Origin of the sequence: Photobacterium phosphoreum, from assembly GCF_002954725.1 — a bacterium.
Lineage (GTDB): Bacteria > Pseudomonadota > Gammaproteobacteria > Enterobacterales > Vibrionaceae > Photobacterium > Photobacterium phosphoreum.
Window position 1 is genome coordinate 1,015,972 of the sequence record NZ_MSCQ01000001.1, and the last position, 16,032, is coordinate 1,032,003.

14 protein-coding genes are annotated in these 16,032 nt (G+C 35.6%); 9 read left to right on the top strand and 5 right to left on the bottom strand.

From position 1 onward, the window contains the following. Window positions 1-16: 16 nt before the first annotated feature. The 3 genes from BTO21_RS04505 (at window position 17) to BTO21_RS04515 (ending at window position 1,780) form a co-directional block, all read left to right on the top strand. On the top strand, window positions 17-451 hold the full coding sequence (locus BTO21_RS04505) for a YhfG family protein (RefSeq protein WP_232580956.1): 435 nt from the start codon (window positions 17-19) through the stop codon (window positions 449-451). 13 nt (window positions 452-464) lie between these two features. Further along, window positions 465-1,067: a putative adenosine monophosphate-protein transferase Fic gene (locus BTO21_RS04510; protein ID WP_045028658.1), complete on the top strand. Its 603-nt coding sequence runs from the start codon at window positions 465-467 to the stop codon at window positions 1,065-1,067. A 332-nt stretch (window positions 1,068-1,399) separates the two neighbouring features. Then, entirely contained in the window at window positions 1,400-1,780 is a 381-nt protein-coding gene (locus tag BTO21_RS04515) for a hypothetical protein (RefSeq protein ID WP_045028656.1), read from the top strand. 143 nt (window positions 1,781-1,923) lie between these two features. On the opposite strand, the gene BTO21_RS04520 is transcribed toward BTO21_RS04515, so the two are convergent. Continuing rightward, on the bottom strand, window positions 1,924-2,559 hold the full coding sequence (locus tag BTO21_RS04520) for an SDR family NAD(P)-dependent oxidoreductase (protein ID WP_181314953.1): 636 nt from the start codon (window positions 2,557-2,559) through the stop codon (window positions 1,924-1,926). A gap of 336 nt (window positions 2,560-2,895) precedes the next feature. Here BTO21_RS04520 and BTO21_RS04525 point away from each other — a divergent pair, with 336 nt between their 5' ends. Further along, window positions 2,896-4,158 carry a dicarboxylate/amino acid:cation symporter gene (locus tag BTO21_RS04525; protein ID WP_045028655.1) on the top strand — a complete coding sequence of 421 codons (1,263 nt, stop codon included), beginning with the start codon at window positions 2,896-2,898 and terminating at the stop codon, window positions 4,156-4,158. Window positions 4,159-4,235: 77 nt separating this feature from the next. Here BTO21_RS04525 and BTO21_RS04530 read toward each other — a convergent pair whose 3' ends face one another. Next, window positions 4,236-5,180: a DMT family transporter gene (locus tag BTO21_RS04530; RefSeq protein ID WP_045028653.1), complete on the bottom strand. Its 945-nt coding sequence runs from the start codon at window positions 5,178-5,180 to the stop codon at window positions 4,236-4,238. A gap of 330 nt (window positions 5,181-5,510) precedes the next feature. Here BTO21_RS04530 and BTO21_RS04535 point away from each other — a divergent pair, with 330 nt between their 5' ends. Together BTO21_RS04535 and BTO21_RS04540 are read left to right on the top strand one after the other, a co-directional pair. Beyond that, on the top strand, window positions 5,511-5,960 hold the full coding sequence (locus BTO21_RS04535; RefSeq protein WP_045028652.1) for a hypothetical protein: 450 nt from the start codon (window positions 5,511-5,513) through the stop codon (window positions 5,958-5,960). A gap of 93 nt (window positions 5,961-6,053) precedes the next feature. Continuing rightward, window positions 6,054-6,674 (top strand): HAD-IA family hydrolase, encoded by a 621-nt coding sequence (locus tag BTO21_RS04540; RefSeq protein WP_082960853.1) that lies wholly within the window; start codon window positions 6,054-6,056, stop codon window positions 6,672-6,674. A 138-nt stretch (window positions 6,675-6,812) separates the two neighbouring features. Here BTO21_RS04540 and BTO21_RS04545 read toward each other — a convergent pair whose 3' ends face one another. Together BTO21_RS04545 and BTO21_RS04550 are read right to left on the bottom strand one after the other, a co-directional pair. Then, the gene (locus BTO21_RS04545; protein WP_052672631.1) at window positions 6,813-8,453 is read right to left on the bottom strand and encodes a SulP family inorganic anion transporter; all 1,641 of its coding nucleotides are present in this window, start codon (window positions 8,451-8,453) and stop codon (window positions 6,813-6,815) included. 155 nt (window positions 8,454-8,608) lie between these two features. After that, window positions 8,609-9,820, bottom strand: coding sequence for an MFS transporter (locus BTO21_RS04550; protein WP_045028651.1), 1,212 nt, complete (start codon window positions 9,818-9,820; stop codon window positions 8,609-8,611). A 98-nt stretch (window positions 9,821-9,918) separates the two neighbouring features. On the opposite strand from BTO21_RS04550, the gene BTO21_RS04555 reads away from it, so the two are divergent. The 3 genes from BTO21_RS04555 to BTO21_RS04565 all read left to right on the top strand — a co-directional run bounded on the left by BTO21_RS04555 (window position 9,919) and on the right by BTO21_RS04565 (window position 14,600). Continuing rightward, window positions 9,919-10,869, top strand: coding sequence for a LysR family transcriptional regulator (locus BTO21_RS04555; protein WP_045028650.1), 951 nt, complete (start codon window positions 9,919-9,921; stop codon window positions 10,867-10,869). A gap of 243 nt (window positions 10,870-11,112) precedes the next feature. Beyond that, window positions 11,113-12,513, top strand: coding sequence for a Na+/H+ antiporter NhaC family protein (locus BTO21_RS04560; RefSeq protein WP_105026705.1), 1,401 nt, complete (start codon window positions 11,113-11,115; stop codon window positions 12,511-12,513). Further along, window positions 12,513-14,600 (top strand): molybdopterin-containing oxidoreductase family protein, encoded by a 2,088-nt coding sequence (locus tag BTO21_RS04565; protein WP_045028649.1) that lies wholly within the window; start codon window positions 12,513-12,515, stop codon window positions 14,598-14,600. Before BTO21_RS04560 ends, BTO21_RS04565 begins: the two co-directional genes overlap by 1 nt. 51 nt (window positions 14,601-14,651) lie before the next feature. On the opposite strand, the gene BTO21_RS04570 is transcribed toward BTO21_RS04565, so the two are convergent. Further along, window positions 14,652-16,031, bottom strand: a complete 1,380-nt coding sequence (locus BTO21_RS04570) for a sensor histidine kinase (RefSeq protein WP_045028648.1) — start codon at window positions 16,029-16,031, stop codon at window positions 14,652-14,654. Window position 16,032: the final 1 nt, after the last annotated feature.

The window sequence follows — 16,032 nt, forward strand, 5'->3', positions numbered from 1 at the left end:
AATGTGCGAGGTAAGAGTGAAGTACGAATTATTAGTTTTAGCTGCAATGACACGATTAGATGCTCCAAATACTCAAGCTATTGTTGCTGCTACAGGGATCTCTGAACGTAAAGTACAATCTGTAGTTAACTCATTAGTTAAAAATCTAGGCTTAAATATTCAAAGAGAGCGTCAAGGTCGAACCTTTCGTTTTTCGATTAATAGTTGGGGTGTTTTTGAATCAGGGAAAGCTATTCAATCTCAACTTAATAACATTGATTTAGTGATACCAAGTAGCTCAACGCTTGCTTCTTATGAAGACAAACATGCATATTTCGAACAAGTTAAAATGGATAATTTTAAAGAGAGTATGCGTTTAGAAGGGCATGATATTGCTAGTGATTTCGACTTATCACTTGATAGAGAGCAACAACGTCAAATTTTGCTAGATAAGTACTCAAACGTAAATTAGTTAGAGGCGCTCAATGGCTGATAAATATGGCACAACACCAGATCCTTATACTTACGAAAATAGTACGGTTCTAGTTAATAAGCTCAATATTAAGAATGAAGCTATATTAGAGGCTGCTGAACGTGATTTAACGACGTTAGCTGCAATGTATATGGAGTTTCAATTACCTCCTTACGACTTTACCTACCTGAGTTTAATTCATCACATTTTGTTCTCGGATCTATTTGAATGGGCGGGTACTCTAAGGACGATTGATATTTCAAAAGGCAATACCCGTTTTTGTAACGTTGTTAGGATTGAAAAAGAAGCAAATAGCCTGTTCTCAATGTTAGAAAAAGATAAGTATTTAGTTGATCTACCTTACGATGAATTTCTTACTAAATTAGCTGAGTATTATTGCGATATTAACGTTCTACATCCATTTCGTGAAGGTAACGGTCGCGCTCAACGTTTGTTATTTGAGCATATTGCAATCAACTGTGGTTATAACATTAATTTTTCTGGTGTTACTTCTGAGCAGTGGGTTGCAGCAAATATTCATGGATACCATTGCAATTATATTCCAATGAAAGAGCTGTTTTTTGTTTGTGTAACGAAGGCTGAAAAGCGCAGTTAACAGATAAGAATACGCGTCGCGCAGGCAATATAGTAGAAAAGCTGACATTGTTGTTCCTGCCGCATATTTACGTGGCCACTTCAGACTGCTTCACCTTCCCTAAAGGACATTCTAAACGTAACCAAAGTTTATTCTTTGTGGCTGAAAAGGCGATTGAGTTTTTGAATGAAATTGGATCCTACATTTCTCTATGCTTTCCCTTTATGTTTTTCCATGATTTTGTGATGTCTATCGAGTATGAAATATAAACAGTGTCTGATTTAAACTGTTTTTTATATTGTTAAAAATGAATCTAAGGTAGGTTATTGAATACAATAAAAAGCAGGGGATATATGGATATTATTACAGCGTTAAAAAATGTGGAAGCACTAGCAAACGGAGTGGATCCTATAACCGGTGAAACATTACCAGAATGCTCACCTTATAATGATCCTGATGTTATTCGTTCATTATTTACGATGATGAAATTAGTTAAATTATCTAAAAAAGGGAAAATGTCAATTGAACAAAAAAAAGAACTAAATATTGCGAAGGGCTTACCTAAAAATGCGGGATTAGCTTGGAATAATGATGAAAGGAGTGAATTAATAGCTGCTTTTAATAATGGGGCTTTAATTAATGAGCTTTCAGATATGCATGGGCGAACAAAGGGTGCAATTACCTCTGAATTAAAGAAACAAGGATTAATAGACGATGTTGGAAACAGTATTTAATGAATGCATTTAGATAGTTTTATTAAAAAGTACGCATTATAACGAATGACTATCAGCCAATCATGATTATGAATCAATGTTTTTATGAAGGAGGTAAGCTTGATATTACCTCCTGATTTTTCGTTTTATAATGATGTTGAAATTTAGTAGGCTGCTACGTTGGGATCAACACACTGGAATATTTGACCGAAATTATCATTATTTAAAAGCAATTGGTGGCTCAATCGTGCAACCTCACTACGAGTAATAGCACCATGTACTTCTCTATTTTGTGATAGCTGACCTTGGTAGGTTGGGGCTCCATCTTTAAGTCCTGCAGGGCGGAGAATGGTATAGTCTAAACCGCTGCTTTGAAGCCACGCTTCCGCCAGTGTTTTTTCACGTAAAGCACCACCAAAGACTTGTTTAGCGCGATCTGATAGAAATTGCCATGAATCCCCGCAACCTAAAGATGTAATCAGCAATAAGCGGTTTGACGAACTTTGCTCAAGTGCATCAATCAAATAGCGATGCCCAATATAATCCACCGGGATATCAGCATGAAAGCTACCCATTGTTGAAATATTTACTGTATTTTCAGGCAGTAGAGCAACTGCATTTTCAACTTGTGTTTTATCTGTCGCGTCGCAAGTAATGGAAGTAAGATCATAGCCTGTAATCTTAGGATTTTTACTTGGGTTACGTGCAATCGCTATCACGTTGAACCCTTGTCCATGGAAATAATCGACCATAGCTGCCCCTAATCCGCTTCCTGCACCCCATATAGCAATATTCATCATGTTTACATCTCAGTTGTTGATAATGATAATAGTTTGCATGCTTATCAGCAAAGAGTCATCTTTTTTGTCTATATATCCAATACGATAAGATTAAATAATGATATTAGTTTTGTGTGAAAACATAATATCTATCATTTATTTATAAAATGAAAGAGAATCGATTCTAATTTATAAAAAATAATAGCTGGAAGTAATATAATACCGTAATTATAACTATTACTTATTAATTTGATAATAAATATTAATTATTCTTATGGTTGTTGGGGTTGTAAGATTGAAACGAAAACAAACATCTTTTCAATAAAATACGTATAACTTTATAAATCAAAGGGCAGCATGAAAAATATAAATAAACTTACTCAATATATTTTGATATTTATGATACTTGGTATCGGTGTCGGATTTGTTATTAATAAATGGTTTGGAATAGCATCTCAACAAATTTGGTCTGAAAATATTACATTACTGACAGATGTTTTTTTAAATCTCATTAAAATGGTTATAGCACCATTAATATTTTGCACATTAACATCAGGAATAATGAAATTAAAAGATATTTCTGCAATTCGTAATATTGGCGGACGAGCAATATCTTGGTTTCTTGTGGCATCAATACTCTCGATATTTATAGGCTTACTCATGGTTGTATTGATTAATCCTGGCGGTGGCATGAACTTAATATCAACGGATGTACAATCGTTAAATGTTGAAACCAGTAGTTTATCCTTTAGAGCCTTTATTTCTCATATGATCCCAACCAGTATTGTTGGAGCGATGGCGAATAATGAAATATTACAAATTGTTATTTTTGCGTTGTTTTTTGGTATTGCTGGCGCATCTATACCACAACAACAAAATGAACAATTGGTATCATTATTAGAAGGAATTTCTAATACGATGCTTAAAGTGACTAATATTGTAATGCTGTTTGCCCCTTTTGCTATTTTCGCTTCTATCTCAGCTATTATTGCCACTCAAGGTCTAGATGTTCTATTAAATTATACTAAGTTCATTTTTGGATTCTATACTACAATTTTAATAACAAGTTTAATTTTAATATTGTTAGGCTACTTATTTATAAAGGAAAAGGTATTTACTTTAGCCTCAATGTTGAAAAATCCAATATTAGTGGCATTTTCTACAACAAGCTCTGAAGCTGCTTATCCTAAAACGTTAGAACAATTAATTAAGTTTGGTTGTTCGAAGAATTTAGCGTCTTTTGTTTTACCATTGGGGTACTCTTTTAATTTAGTCGGCTCAATGTGCTACTGTTCTTTCTCTGCAATGTTTATTGCTCAAGCCTATGATATTCAATTGTCTAATTCAGAAATATTCACATTGATGTTGACGCTGATGTTAGCCTCTAAAGGTATTGCAGGAGTGCCACGATCTGCACTGGTTGTATTGGCAGCAACACTACCAAGTTTTAATATTCCGGCATCAGGGATTCTATTATTAATGGGTATTGATCATATTCTTGATATGGGGCGTTCGGCGATTAATGTGTTAGGGAATGGTATTACAACAGCCGTAATATCACATAATGTTGAGGGATTAAAAAACCCTGAACTAGAATTGGAACAGCCGCTGTTAGGGTAAAGATTAACGGATAGATGTAAGGGTTGCTTGGCAACCCTTTTTTATATTTAAGCGTTAAGGTGTCATCGTACCAATAATTAATTTGGCTGTTTGATCTGTGTATTTTTTTTCAATAAATGCGGTAATAATTGCATAGTGGCAACAGAGCCAACAATAACAATAATACCGAGGATTGATAATGAACTTAGGGGGTGTGCTTTTATTATATTTGGCCACCATCCCATAACGACAACATACGCGGTTGATATAAAGCTGATTACAGGGGCTACAGCAACAACGGCACTGACTTGAGCGGCAGGCCAATAAACCAATGCTTTGGCTAATGCGCTATAAGCGATTAAAGTATTGAAGGCACAAAATAAAGCAATACTCCAATCAAAGCTTGTTAATGTTGAGAAGCGAGTAAAATCAGTTAATGGTGTAAGTAAAACCATACCAATGCCAAACACACACAATAAAACATTAGAGGTTGATAATGTAGCCATTAATGATTTTTGTAGTAGGGTATAACACGCCCAAGAGAGTGCTGAAAACTCAATAATAATAACCCCAATTAAGACTTTATTTCCGGTGTGAACATGTCCACTAATATTGGGATAAAAGAAAAGAATGATGCCGATAGCTAAAGTAAACAAACAAGAGAGTTGAATCGCACTTAAGCGTTCTTTAAAAAATAACAGGCTACCAAAGGCGAGGAAAAAAGGTGCAACCTGAAAATTTAGTTGTGCTTCCCCTGGTGATAAGTATTTTAAGGTTAATACAAAAGTCACATAGTTAAGTGTTAAAAAAACACCGGCAAAAAAGAGTTTAATTATTTCAATTTTTGTTATTTTGCGAAACTGGTGTAGGTTTTTAGATGTTAATTGAATAGCAAAAATAATAATAAAAGCGATAAAAAAACGGAACCAACTCAGTGATGTCGCATCAATGAATTTTTCAGACAGTTTTAATGCAATAGGCAATATTCCCCAGAATAAAAGTGTAATGCTACTATAAAGTAGGCCAAGCTTATTGTTGTTCATAGTGATTGTTCTTTATGTGATGATATAAATCTCCTGCAATATAAATCAAGTGTGAGATGTATTGTATGATAAATGTCAAATGAGAATGAGTTGAACTGATATCTATATTTATTTCATTGATATATGTATTTATAAATGTGACATTTTAATTTTAGACTGTTTTTTATAAGATTACGTTATAAAGAATGGGGTAGTTAATCGTTTTTTATCGAACTATTTTATTTATGATGCTATCAACACTCTGGGTATTGAGTATAATTGCGCGATAATTAAAGCGTGTACATGTGTTAGAACAACAAGATGTATGCAAGTAGCATTTAAAGGGTTGTTATGTCTAAAAAATATGAATCAGTGGTTAGTGATTACTGTGTTGTTGTTGAAGCGATTGAGTCTTATGTATCGTCCCAAGTTGCAGACTTTGAGTATTGGGATGCAGAAGTCACCAAGTTTTTCATTGATACTGAATCAGCAACGTATATGTATGACTATGTTGAAGCTGCCAAAATTTTGGGTGTTTCAGACGTGCAAATGCAAAATTTCTTAATCGTACATTGCTGCTTAGGCGATTATTTAGACGGGCTTATTGGTGAAAAAGATCCCGAAGCTTGGGATATGAAAGGTCAACAATTAGTCGTGACTTACAGTGACAATTCAGAGGATGTATTTCAAACTTCTGATATCTGTGAATTAATGCGTAAAACTGAAGCGGCTGGTTGGACTTTTGCTGATTTAGTGAGTGCTGAAAAGGCGTTGCAAGAACAAGCAAAGAACGAGCATTAATTATTAGGTTGGATATGTGTCGAAATGTTGGCACGTATCCTAAATCTCGTTGTAATATTTATGGGTGTTTTTTACTCTAAGTGGTTGTTATTAATGGTATTGATTTTCGATTTTGATGGAACAATTGCTGATACATTTAAGTTGTATATTGATGTAATGAGAAAGATCCACCATGAATATAATTTTAAATATATTGATAATGATGATATTGAATTATGTCGAGCAATGACCGCCAAAGAAATAATTCAATATCTCGGTATATCGCCGTTACAAATACCCATTATTGCGCATCGAATTCGTGGTGATTTCACTCAACGAATGACAGAACAAAAAATATTTACTGGGTTTGATTCTGTTCTTGAAGGCTTAAAACAAGAAGGGCATAAACTCTTTATATTAAGTTCTAATTCAGAAGAAAATATTAATATATTTCTACGTTTAAATAATATTACTCAGTTTGATGCTGTCTTTTCTAAGTCGAGCATCTTTGGTAAATCAAGGATCATAAAAAATATTATCAATAAAAATAAGTTTATTGCTGATGATGTTTATTACATTGGTGATGAAACCCGTGATATTGAAGCGGCTAAAAAAATAAGTATTAAAAGTATTGCAGTTTCATGGGGATATAATAATCGCAAGGCACTTATCGATAAAAATCCTGATTATCTTATAGATAAGCCGCAACAGCTCATGTCATTGTTCGCAGTATAAAAAGCAGAGAAAAACAGGACACCCATAAGATCGCTATTTTGCGATAACCAATTGCTATGTATTCAAATTGATTACACTTTTATGAAGCGTAAGTTATGGCTGTCCCATCTTTTTAATCTTTTTGTTTGGTTTTTATGCTCAACGATAATCAGTAATAGCGACTTCAATACTGGTATATTCAGTTTTTTGACCCAAGATCGTCAGTAAGTTGGTCGTTTCAACCAAACGACGAAACCGTGGGTGTTCGATATTAACAAAGATTAACGTCACGTTGCGATGGACTAATTTTTGGCTTAGCACTTCAATTTTATCAACTGCGGTTAAATCCATATCACTGATACTACTGGCATCAATAATGATTAAGCGTAGTAAAGGGCGAGTATTGGCTAAATTTAAAATACGCTCTTCAAAGTATGAAAAAGTCGTAAAATATAATGGTGCTGAAAAGTGGAGTACGGCAACATCTTCTTCGTTAGATAAATTATCTTCTGGGTTTAAACGAGAACGGTGTCCCCAGTGATCGCAATTAGGCTCACGGAACAATTCTTCACAGTTTGGACGGGTGATAATAAACACACTGTGTAGCAATGATAATAAAACACCAAACATCACTCCAATATCAATCCTAAAGGTAACGATCATTAAGATGGTTGCTAAACAGAGATAGAACTCTTGACGGTTTTGTTGGTAGATCCGCTTAATTTCATTCCACTTAAATATACTCAAGCCGACATACATTAAGATCCCCGCTAAAGTTGCTTTCGGGATTAAATGAAATACATTTTGAGCATAGAGCAGCACTAGACAAATCACTGCCGCTGAAAATAATGCCGCCCATTTTGAGTGCGCACCACCTTGTTGGATCAACATACTGCGTGGGGGACTCGCATTACCGGGGAAACCACCAATTAAGCCAGATAACACTGAACCTAAACCGATGCCAGCAAAGTCACGGTTAAAATTAGGGGTGGTATTACGATCTTTAATGGTATTTGAAACCGCTGATGTTTGAACAATACAAATCATTGCGATCAATAACGCTAATGGGAAAATAGTTAATGCTTGTTGCCAAGGTAGGCCAATAAACGCCCAATGTAATTCAAACCCAGCTGGATTGGATAAGGTTGGAATATGAATATTGCTGGCATTTAACGCTATTTCAATCGTGATACTTACTGCTAAAGCAACAAGTGCAGCAGGGAAGCGTTTATATTGACGACTAAACCAAAAGATAAAGGTAAACACACCACCACCAATTAAGGTCGTAATGATATTTAGCTGTCCAATATTCAGTATTAAATGATAAAGGGCTTGAAACGGTGATGCTGAATCATGCGGTAAGCCTAAAATAGAAGGTAATTGACTGACTATAATATGGATGGATACACCCGCTAAAAAGCCTAATGTCACCGGATAAGACAGTAAATTGGCTACCCAACCTAATTTAAATACATATACCGCGAGTAAGATCCCTCCAACCAGTAATGCCAATAAGGAAGCGAGTGCCATATATTGGACACTGAACAATGCAGCATAACCGGCAAGGCTCACTGCGAAAATAGGTGCAATGGTTGAATCTGCACCACAAGATAAATAGCGATTGCTGCCAAAAATGAAAAAACCAATACTGGATACAACAAAAACGTATAAACCGTAAATAACGGGGAAGCCTGCTAAATGGGCTGTTGCCATTTGGGCGGGTAACGCAATGGCAGCGACGGATAATCCCGCAAAAATATCCTGACGCCACGCCATCACATTATGTACTTTACTCTGCATTTGATTGTTCGCTTTAAGATGACGTTATAAATTTCGAGCATAATCGCATTCTTTATACAAATATCAAAATAGATAATGAAATTATATAAGTCATAACATCTTGAATCAGTGCCAGATGATAAGGACATTATGACTTATATTAATGATAGATGAAGCTACATTAAATTCGTTGGTGTTGCTGGTTTCATTCTAATGATTAATGCTATTAAAGGACTAACGATAGCCAGCACTAAAACACCATTCCATCCTACATGTTGATAAAGATAACCACCTGCTGCCGAGCCTATTGCCATACCAATAAATACAAATGTAAATAAAATCGAATTAAGGCGTCCTCTGGCTTCTGGTTTGAGGCTATACACAATTGTTTGATGTGAGACTAATGATGAGTTAATACCAAAGTCAAAACAGATAACACACAGCACTAGAAACGCAATTTGAAAATGTATTGCGAGTAGTGGAATAAATAGCATGGCAATAAACGATAAAATAACAACGCTAATACTGACCAATAGTATTTTATTAGCACCAATGCGATCTGATAATCCGCCCGCTAATGGGGCCGAGATAGCACCTGCCGCGCCTGCTAATCCAAACGCGCCAGCTGTTGCACTGCCTAACCCATAATTATGAGCTAAAAAGACGGCAAGGGTGGTCCAAAATGCGCTAAATGCAATTGACAGTAATCCTTGGGCGATCACTGATTGTCTTAACTGAGGATATTGCTGCCATAGCGGTTTTAGCGAACCCATTATTTGTTTATAGGTCAGTGTATTTTGGGATGGCATTGATGGTAATGAAAACCAAAAATATATAATTAAGAGCAGAATAGAAGCAGCGGCGAGTTGAAAGATCATTTCCCAGCCTCCAAACTGACCAATAATACCGCTAAAAACACGGGATAAGAGTATTCCGGAGAATAAGCCTGTCATTACGATCCCGACTGATTTTCCTCTTTGATTCGATGGTGCGATTGCAGCGCTGGCAAGAACGATGTCTTGTGCTGCTGTGGCTAAAATCCCGATGAGTAGACTTATAATTAATAAGTAGGGAAAGGTAGAGGCAAAGCTGCATAACCATAGTGCGCTACAAAGAAGGGTTAATTTAGTTATAATCAGCTTTTTGCGATTGATCATATCCCCTAATGGTACGAGAAATAAAATCCCTAGTGCATAACCGATTTGAGTGAGCATTGGAACAAGTCCGACTTCACTGACTTTTAGATGAAAGGCATGTGATAATAAACCGATAATAGGTTGATTATAGTAGATTGAAGCGACACTAAATCCTGCGCCTGCGGATAAACCAAATAATTGTTTAAGTGGTAATGTTTCATTGTGTGTCAACGTATGAGCCTTGAGTGTCATCTTTGTGTCCGTGAACTAAAAATCTTTGATAGGAATATGCCTGAGCGGGATGTGATTTTGTAGAGGGTATTATCGCAATATTGTTATACACTCAGCGTATGAATACAAATAATCCTAAAAATCTAGACCGAATTTTGTTACTAACAACGTGGGTGAGGATTGTTGAAGCTGGAAGTTTAAGTGCTGCGGCTAAACAGTTAAATACCACCCAGCCTACGGTGAGTCGGCGTTTGCAGTCGTTAGAACAGATATTTAAGTGCAAGTTAATGCTACGTACTACGCACCAATTAAAATTAACCGATGAAGGGGACACCTGCTATCAATATGCCAAGCAGTTATTAGAACAGTGGTCGATATTAGAAGATACGGTAGGGAATGAGACATCGATAATTAAAGGTCGATTGAGAGTAAGAGCACCACATGCTTTTGGACAACAACAATTAATCAAGCCGTTAATGAAATATTTAACGATGTATCCTGAAATGCGTATTGATTGGTTGTTAAATGACACTTCTCCTGACTTTCTTGCTGATAATATAGATTGCGCAATTCATGTGGGTGTTATTACCAACCCTAATGTTGTCGCTAAATTGATTGGCTATGTGCCTCGTATTATTGTCGCTGCTCCTGAAGTGATAAATAAACACGGTGATATTAATCATATTACTGAACTACAACAATGGCCTTGGATTGCCGTGAGCACATTTTATAATCATGAGTTAACACTAAAAAATACAGTGTTAAATACGACATGCAGCTTAGCGTTAGATCCTATTTTATCGACCGATAATCTTTATTCAGCACTCGAATGTGTTAAAGGTGGTTTAGGTATAGGGGCGATTTCTTCATGGTTGGTCAAACCATATTTACTTACGGGGCAACTTGTTCACATTGCGGAAAATTGGCAAGCAGATCCATTGCCTGTTTATTTTGTTTACCCATATTCAAATTATTACGCTAAAAGATTGCGCTTATTTATGGAAATAATGACGATAGGGATCCAACAAATGATAGGAATAGATCAAAATGATGATCATATAAAAATGTAGATTATTTATAAGATCCCAACGTTAATGAGCAATGATAATAAGATTTACATTGCTCATAGAATAATCGGAGTAAAGTCAGCAAGTAATATGAAAATCTATTAAATGTAACCGACAGTAGTCCTGATGTCATAAGTGATTGATTATCTAAATATATTGCATGTTTATGAATAGCATATTTCAATAAGAAGTATATTTAATCTGTATAATTATTTGCTCACTTTCATGTACCATGGGAATTAAACCATGCTGTCAGATACACCTCGTTTACCAACTGTTATAGAGTCATTTTTTTTATTAAGCATAATTACTTTTATATTAATGGCTGGAATATTATATGCACACCTTGATGTACATATTTTATTAATCTGTACCGTTATTCTTACTATGTTATTTAGTGCGCGTTGTGGTTATTCTTTAACTAAACAAATAGATCTTATTGGTGATAGTTTAAAAGAAGCAACGGGAGCCATGTTTGCTTTTATTCTTATTGGCATGATCATTGGTGTTTGGATTTTATCTGGAACGATCCCCGCATTAATTTATTATGGGCTTAATTTTGTTTCTGCGGCTTATTTTTTACCCGCAGGTTTTTTAGTTTGTTGTGCCATCACTTATGCGACAGGAACGAATTGGGGAGCTGCCTCTACAATTGGTGTCGCTTTAATTGGTATGGGATTAAGTTTAGGTTTTCCTTTACCTGTGATTGCAGGCATGATTATTTCTGGTGGCGTTTTCGGGGTAAATTTATCGCCAGTTTCTGACGTTACGATACTTGCATCAGCCACGGTAGGTAGCCAAGTTCAACAACATCTTAAATCACTCTCTATTGTTGGTTTACCGACAGTGATTATCGTAACGGTTATCTATTACTTTATGGGTAATTACTATATTGGAATGGGAACGACGAGCGTTAATCATATTGTTGAATTACAAGATACAATTAGCCATATTTTTCAGATTACCCCCATTGTTTTATTGCCCATAATTATAACGTTAGGAATGACATTATTTAAAGTACCCTCACAGATAGCCTTATTTTGTGGTATTTTTTGCGGTGCGATAATTGCCATTATTATTCAAAGCCAACCGCTACATCAAATCTTCTTATCCTTAAATATTGGGTATCATATTCCCTCTGGTGATCCTCTCCTCGATAAATTACTTATTCGTGGTGGGATCCAAAGCATGATGTGGACTTTCTCTTTAGCGTTTATTGCGTTAGGGATGGGGGGGTTATTACAGCATGTTGGTTTTCTTCGCGTATTATTAAAACGTATTTTACCGCATATTCGCTCTACTTTTAGTTTGGTTGCAACGACTCTTTTTACCTGTGTACTGGGTAATATGGCGACCAGTGAAGTTTATATTTCGATGATTTTAAATGGCTCACTTTATAAAGAAGTATATGCAGAACGCGGTTTGTCACCACATATGCTAAGCCGATTATTGAATGAAGGCGCAATGACTTCTGGAATGTTGATTCCATGGACAACTGCGGGGGCATTTATGACGGCAACATTAGGTGTGAGTCCTTTTGTATATGCGCCTTATGCGGTATATGTGTGGCTTGTTCCTTTAATTACTTTAGTGTCTGTTGCTATCGGTAAAACGGTATTAATTCCAACGTTATCAGAGAGTTTATAATGAATAATGTGATAACTACGACATGTGGATTATGCAGTACAGGTTGCCGTCTTAGTGTGCATTGTAATGAGCATAACCAATACACAATAAAAGGGGATAAGCGTGATCCTGTTACGCATGGCGCATTGTGTACAAAAGGGCTCCATGCGATTGATATAATGCTTCACCCTGAACGGTTAACTCAGCCATTCAAGCGCACAGGTGAGCGTGGTGAAGGTCAATGGATAACAATTAGTTGGCAGCAAGCGATTGATGAAATAGCCCTACAGTTCAATCAGACTCAAAAAACGTATGGTGATGATAGTGTATTTTTTAGTTACGGCTATTCCAAAGATTTTATTAATACTCAGTTATTGAAACTCGCGAATGCTGCTAATAGTGTCAATATTCATGGCCCTGAAACAGTATGTTGGGCGCCATCAAAATACGGTAAAGAATATACGCTAGGCTATAATCCTAGCGCTGATATTAATCAACAGACTGATTGTATTATATTTTGGGGTGTTAATAAGCATAATACCCGCTTTACTGAAATGCGGGCTATTAATCATGCGATAGAGCATGGTGCTACAACGATTTGTATTGATCCTCAACAAACACATCATGCTAAAAATGCGAATTATTGGTTACCACTAGTACCTGGTTCTGATCTTGCTTTAGCGATGGCAATGATTAAGATCATTATCGATCAGCAGTGGTATGACGCTGCATTTGTAGCTGATTATTGTTATGGCTTTTCAGCTTTGCAAAGTCATATTCAACAACTGGATTTGGCTTATTTAGCGAATGAATGTCAGCTATCTATTGATATGATCACCGATATTACCCAGCAATATATTCACGCTAAATCTGCGGTGATAATAACAGGCAATGCGCTTGACCATAATCCTGATAGTTTTCAAGTTAATCGCGCTATTGCGATATTAATGGCGTTATCAGGTAACCTTGAAATTCAAGGCGGACAATCCAAACCGCAAGGAAAAGCATTAATTAATGGACGCTGGCCTTATGATCCACAAGATGTTGATCAATTATCACCAACGATCAGGCAACAAAGTGTCGGATCGCCTCCGATCCCTGAATATTTCAGAGCCACAAGTCAGGGGTTGATGGATGCGATGCTAACCGGTCAGCCCTATTCGATAAAAGCAGGGTTGATTATTGGTACGAATCCAATGACTAGTTGGCCTGATAGCAATAAAGTTAAGCAAGCTTTTGAGCAACTTGATTTTTTAGTGGTATCTGAATTGTTTATGACGCCAACAGCCATGATGGCGGATATCGTATTGCCAGCTGCCAGTTTTTTTGAGTATGCAGGTGTCACTCAAGGGCAAGACGGATCGATTCATTATCAGGCGCCATTACAACAGGTAGGTGATGCAAAACCTGATCATCAAATTATTGCAGAAATTGGTCACGCAATGGGGATCATGCCTGTTTATAATGACAATGATTTTTGGCGATCTGCATTATCGCCGGTTGATATTGATTTAATACAATTAAAAGCGCAAACAAGCATTGTTGCTGATGTTGAGAAGCAACAGACATTGTCTTATTTATCGGTAGGTTTTGATACACCTTCAGGAAAAGTTGAATTATATAGTCAAAAATTACATGCTTTAAAATTGGACCCAATACCAGTATATCGGCCTAACTTACCGCTGACTGAGTGCTATCCATTAAGAGTCACTACGGCAAAATCTCGATATTATATGTTCTCTCATGGGCGTCAAATTACAGCATTAAGAAATAAACATTCATTTCCGACTGTAAAAATGCATTCAAAACTAGGGCAGAAGCATAGTTTAAAAGAAGGGGATATAGCGGCAATAGAAACGGCACCAGATAAGATTATTTATCAAAAGGTTAAGTTTTATGATCAATTAAGGATTGATACTATTGTTGCGGATCTGAGTTGGTGGTTTCCTGAAATGAAAAATAAGCAATTATCAGGTGTATTTAAGTCAAATTACAATGTACTAACAAGTACTGATGTCGGTGTACATTCAGATATAGGCAGTTTTTATATTAACGGCTTACCTTGTTGTATATATAAAGCCATTAATATCGAATTGTCGACTATCTAAATAGAGCAAACCACATCTTATTTTTAATTGATAAGATGTGGTTTATCTTCTTTATTTTGATATAGATACAGTAACCGTAAAATTACCAGTAGTTGCTTGGGTAATGGATAATGGATATTGATTTATTTTACAAATATTGTTAACAATCGATAGTCCTAAACCATAACGGCTATCACTCGATCTTGAGCTATCATATTGATAAAGTGGTTGAATTAACTTTTCAATTTCTATTGCTGAGTAGATAACGGTTGCCATGTTTATTATTTTTATAATTGTATTTTCCTGAGAACTTAGTACATTAATTTTAATATGTTCAGTGGGTAAACTATAAAATAAAGCATTATCAATTAGATTGGTTAGAATTGTTTTAATACTAAATTCATCCGCAATAATGGCTGACTCTAGTTGAATATTGATGGTTATTCTATTAGTAATGTCAGGGTATTTGAACATTAATGCTTGTTGAATATTATCTAATAACATAACGATATCAAGAGGTTTTTTATAAAGATCAATAGTTGATGATGTACGCTGAAGTAATAATAAATTTTCAACAATAACTCGCATTCTATTTGAAATTTGTAAAATATCGTTGGTAAATGTTTTGGCTAACCGTTCATCATCAGGAAAACGCTGGTGGACTTCTGTGAGTGTAATCAGTTCAGCGATAGGGGTTTTTATTTCGTGAGCAATATCTGATGTGATGCGCTTTTCATTTTCAATACTATTACGATTAATGGCTAAGAAATTATTTAATTCATTAATGATTAAATTAATTTCAGAGTAATGTTTAGCGCCATCAAAAATAAAATGCTTATTTGAATCATCATTATTGTTATTGAAGGTTTTAATTTGTTGGTTTAATGATTCTAAAGGCTGCAATCCTTGGCTAACAATTTTTTTAGTCACAATTCGAATGATGATCATTGATAATAAAAAGCTGCCAATCAGCAAAATATCTAATAGTCCTGTTATACGAGTAAGGCTTTTGGTTGAGGTTGCGACGGTGATATACATATAGTCGCTTGAACCATCTTTGTTACGATGAACATATGACGATAAAAGCGCTTGCCCTGGTGCATTATTTGGCATAGTTACTTGAACCAGCTGATTTGAGTTAGTTGCAATTTTAGTGTGGCGCAGGTCTAGTTCAGGGTAGGGACGAAGATTTACTGACCGTTTAATTGTTTGATTGTTTTTCCATATTTGGTAAAAATAATGGCTATTCTTGTTATCAACAATGGGAGATGCATGATCATGGATCAAGACTTTTATCTGCTCCATTTGCTCTTTGAGTCCAGTTTTGAACTGTTGTTGAGCCCAATCATCAATACTGGTATCAATAAATGTATACACAATGATGATAAATAATCCAAAGATTGCGGAAATTGCATTAATTAAGTTTCTTTTTATTGAGCGTGTTTTAATCATT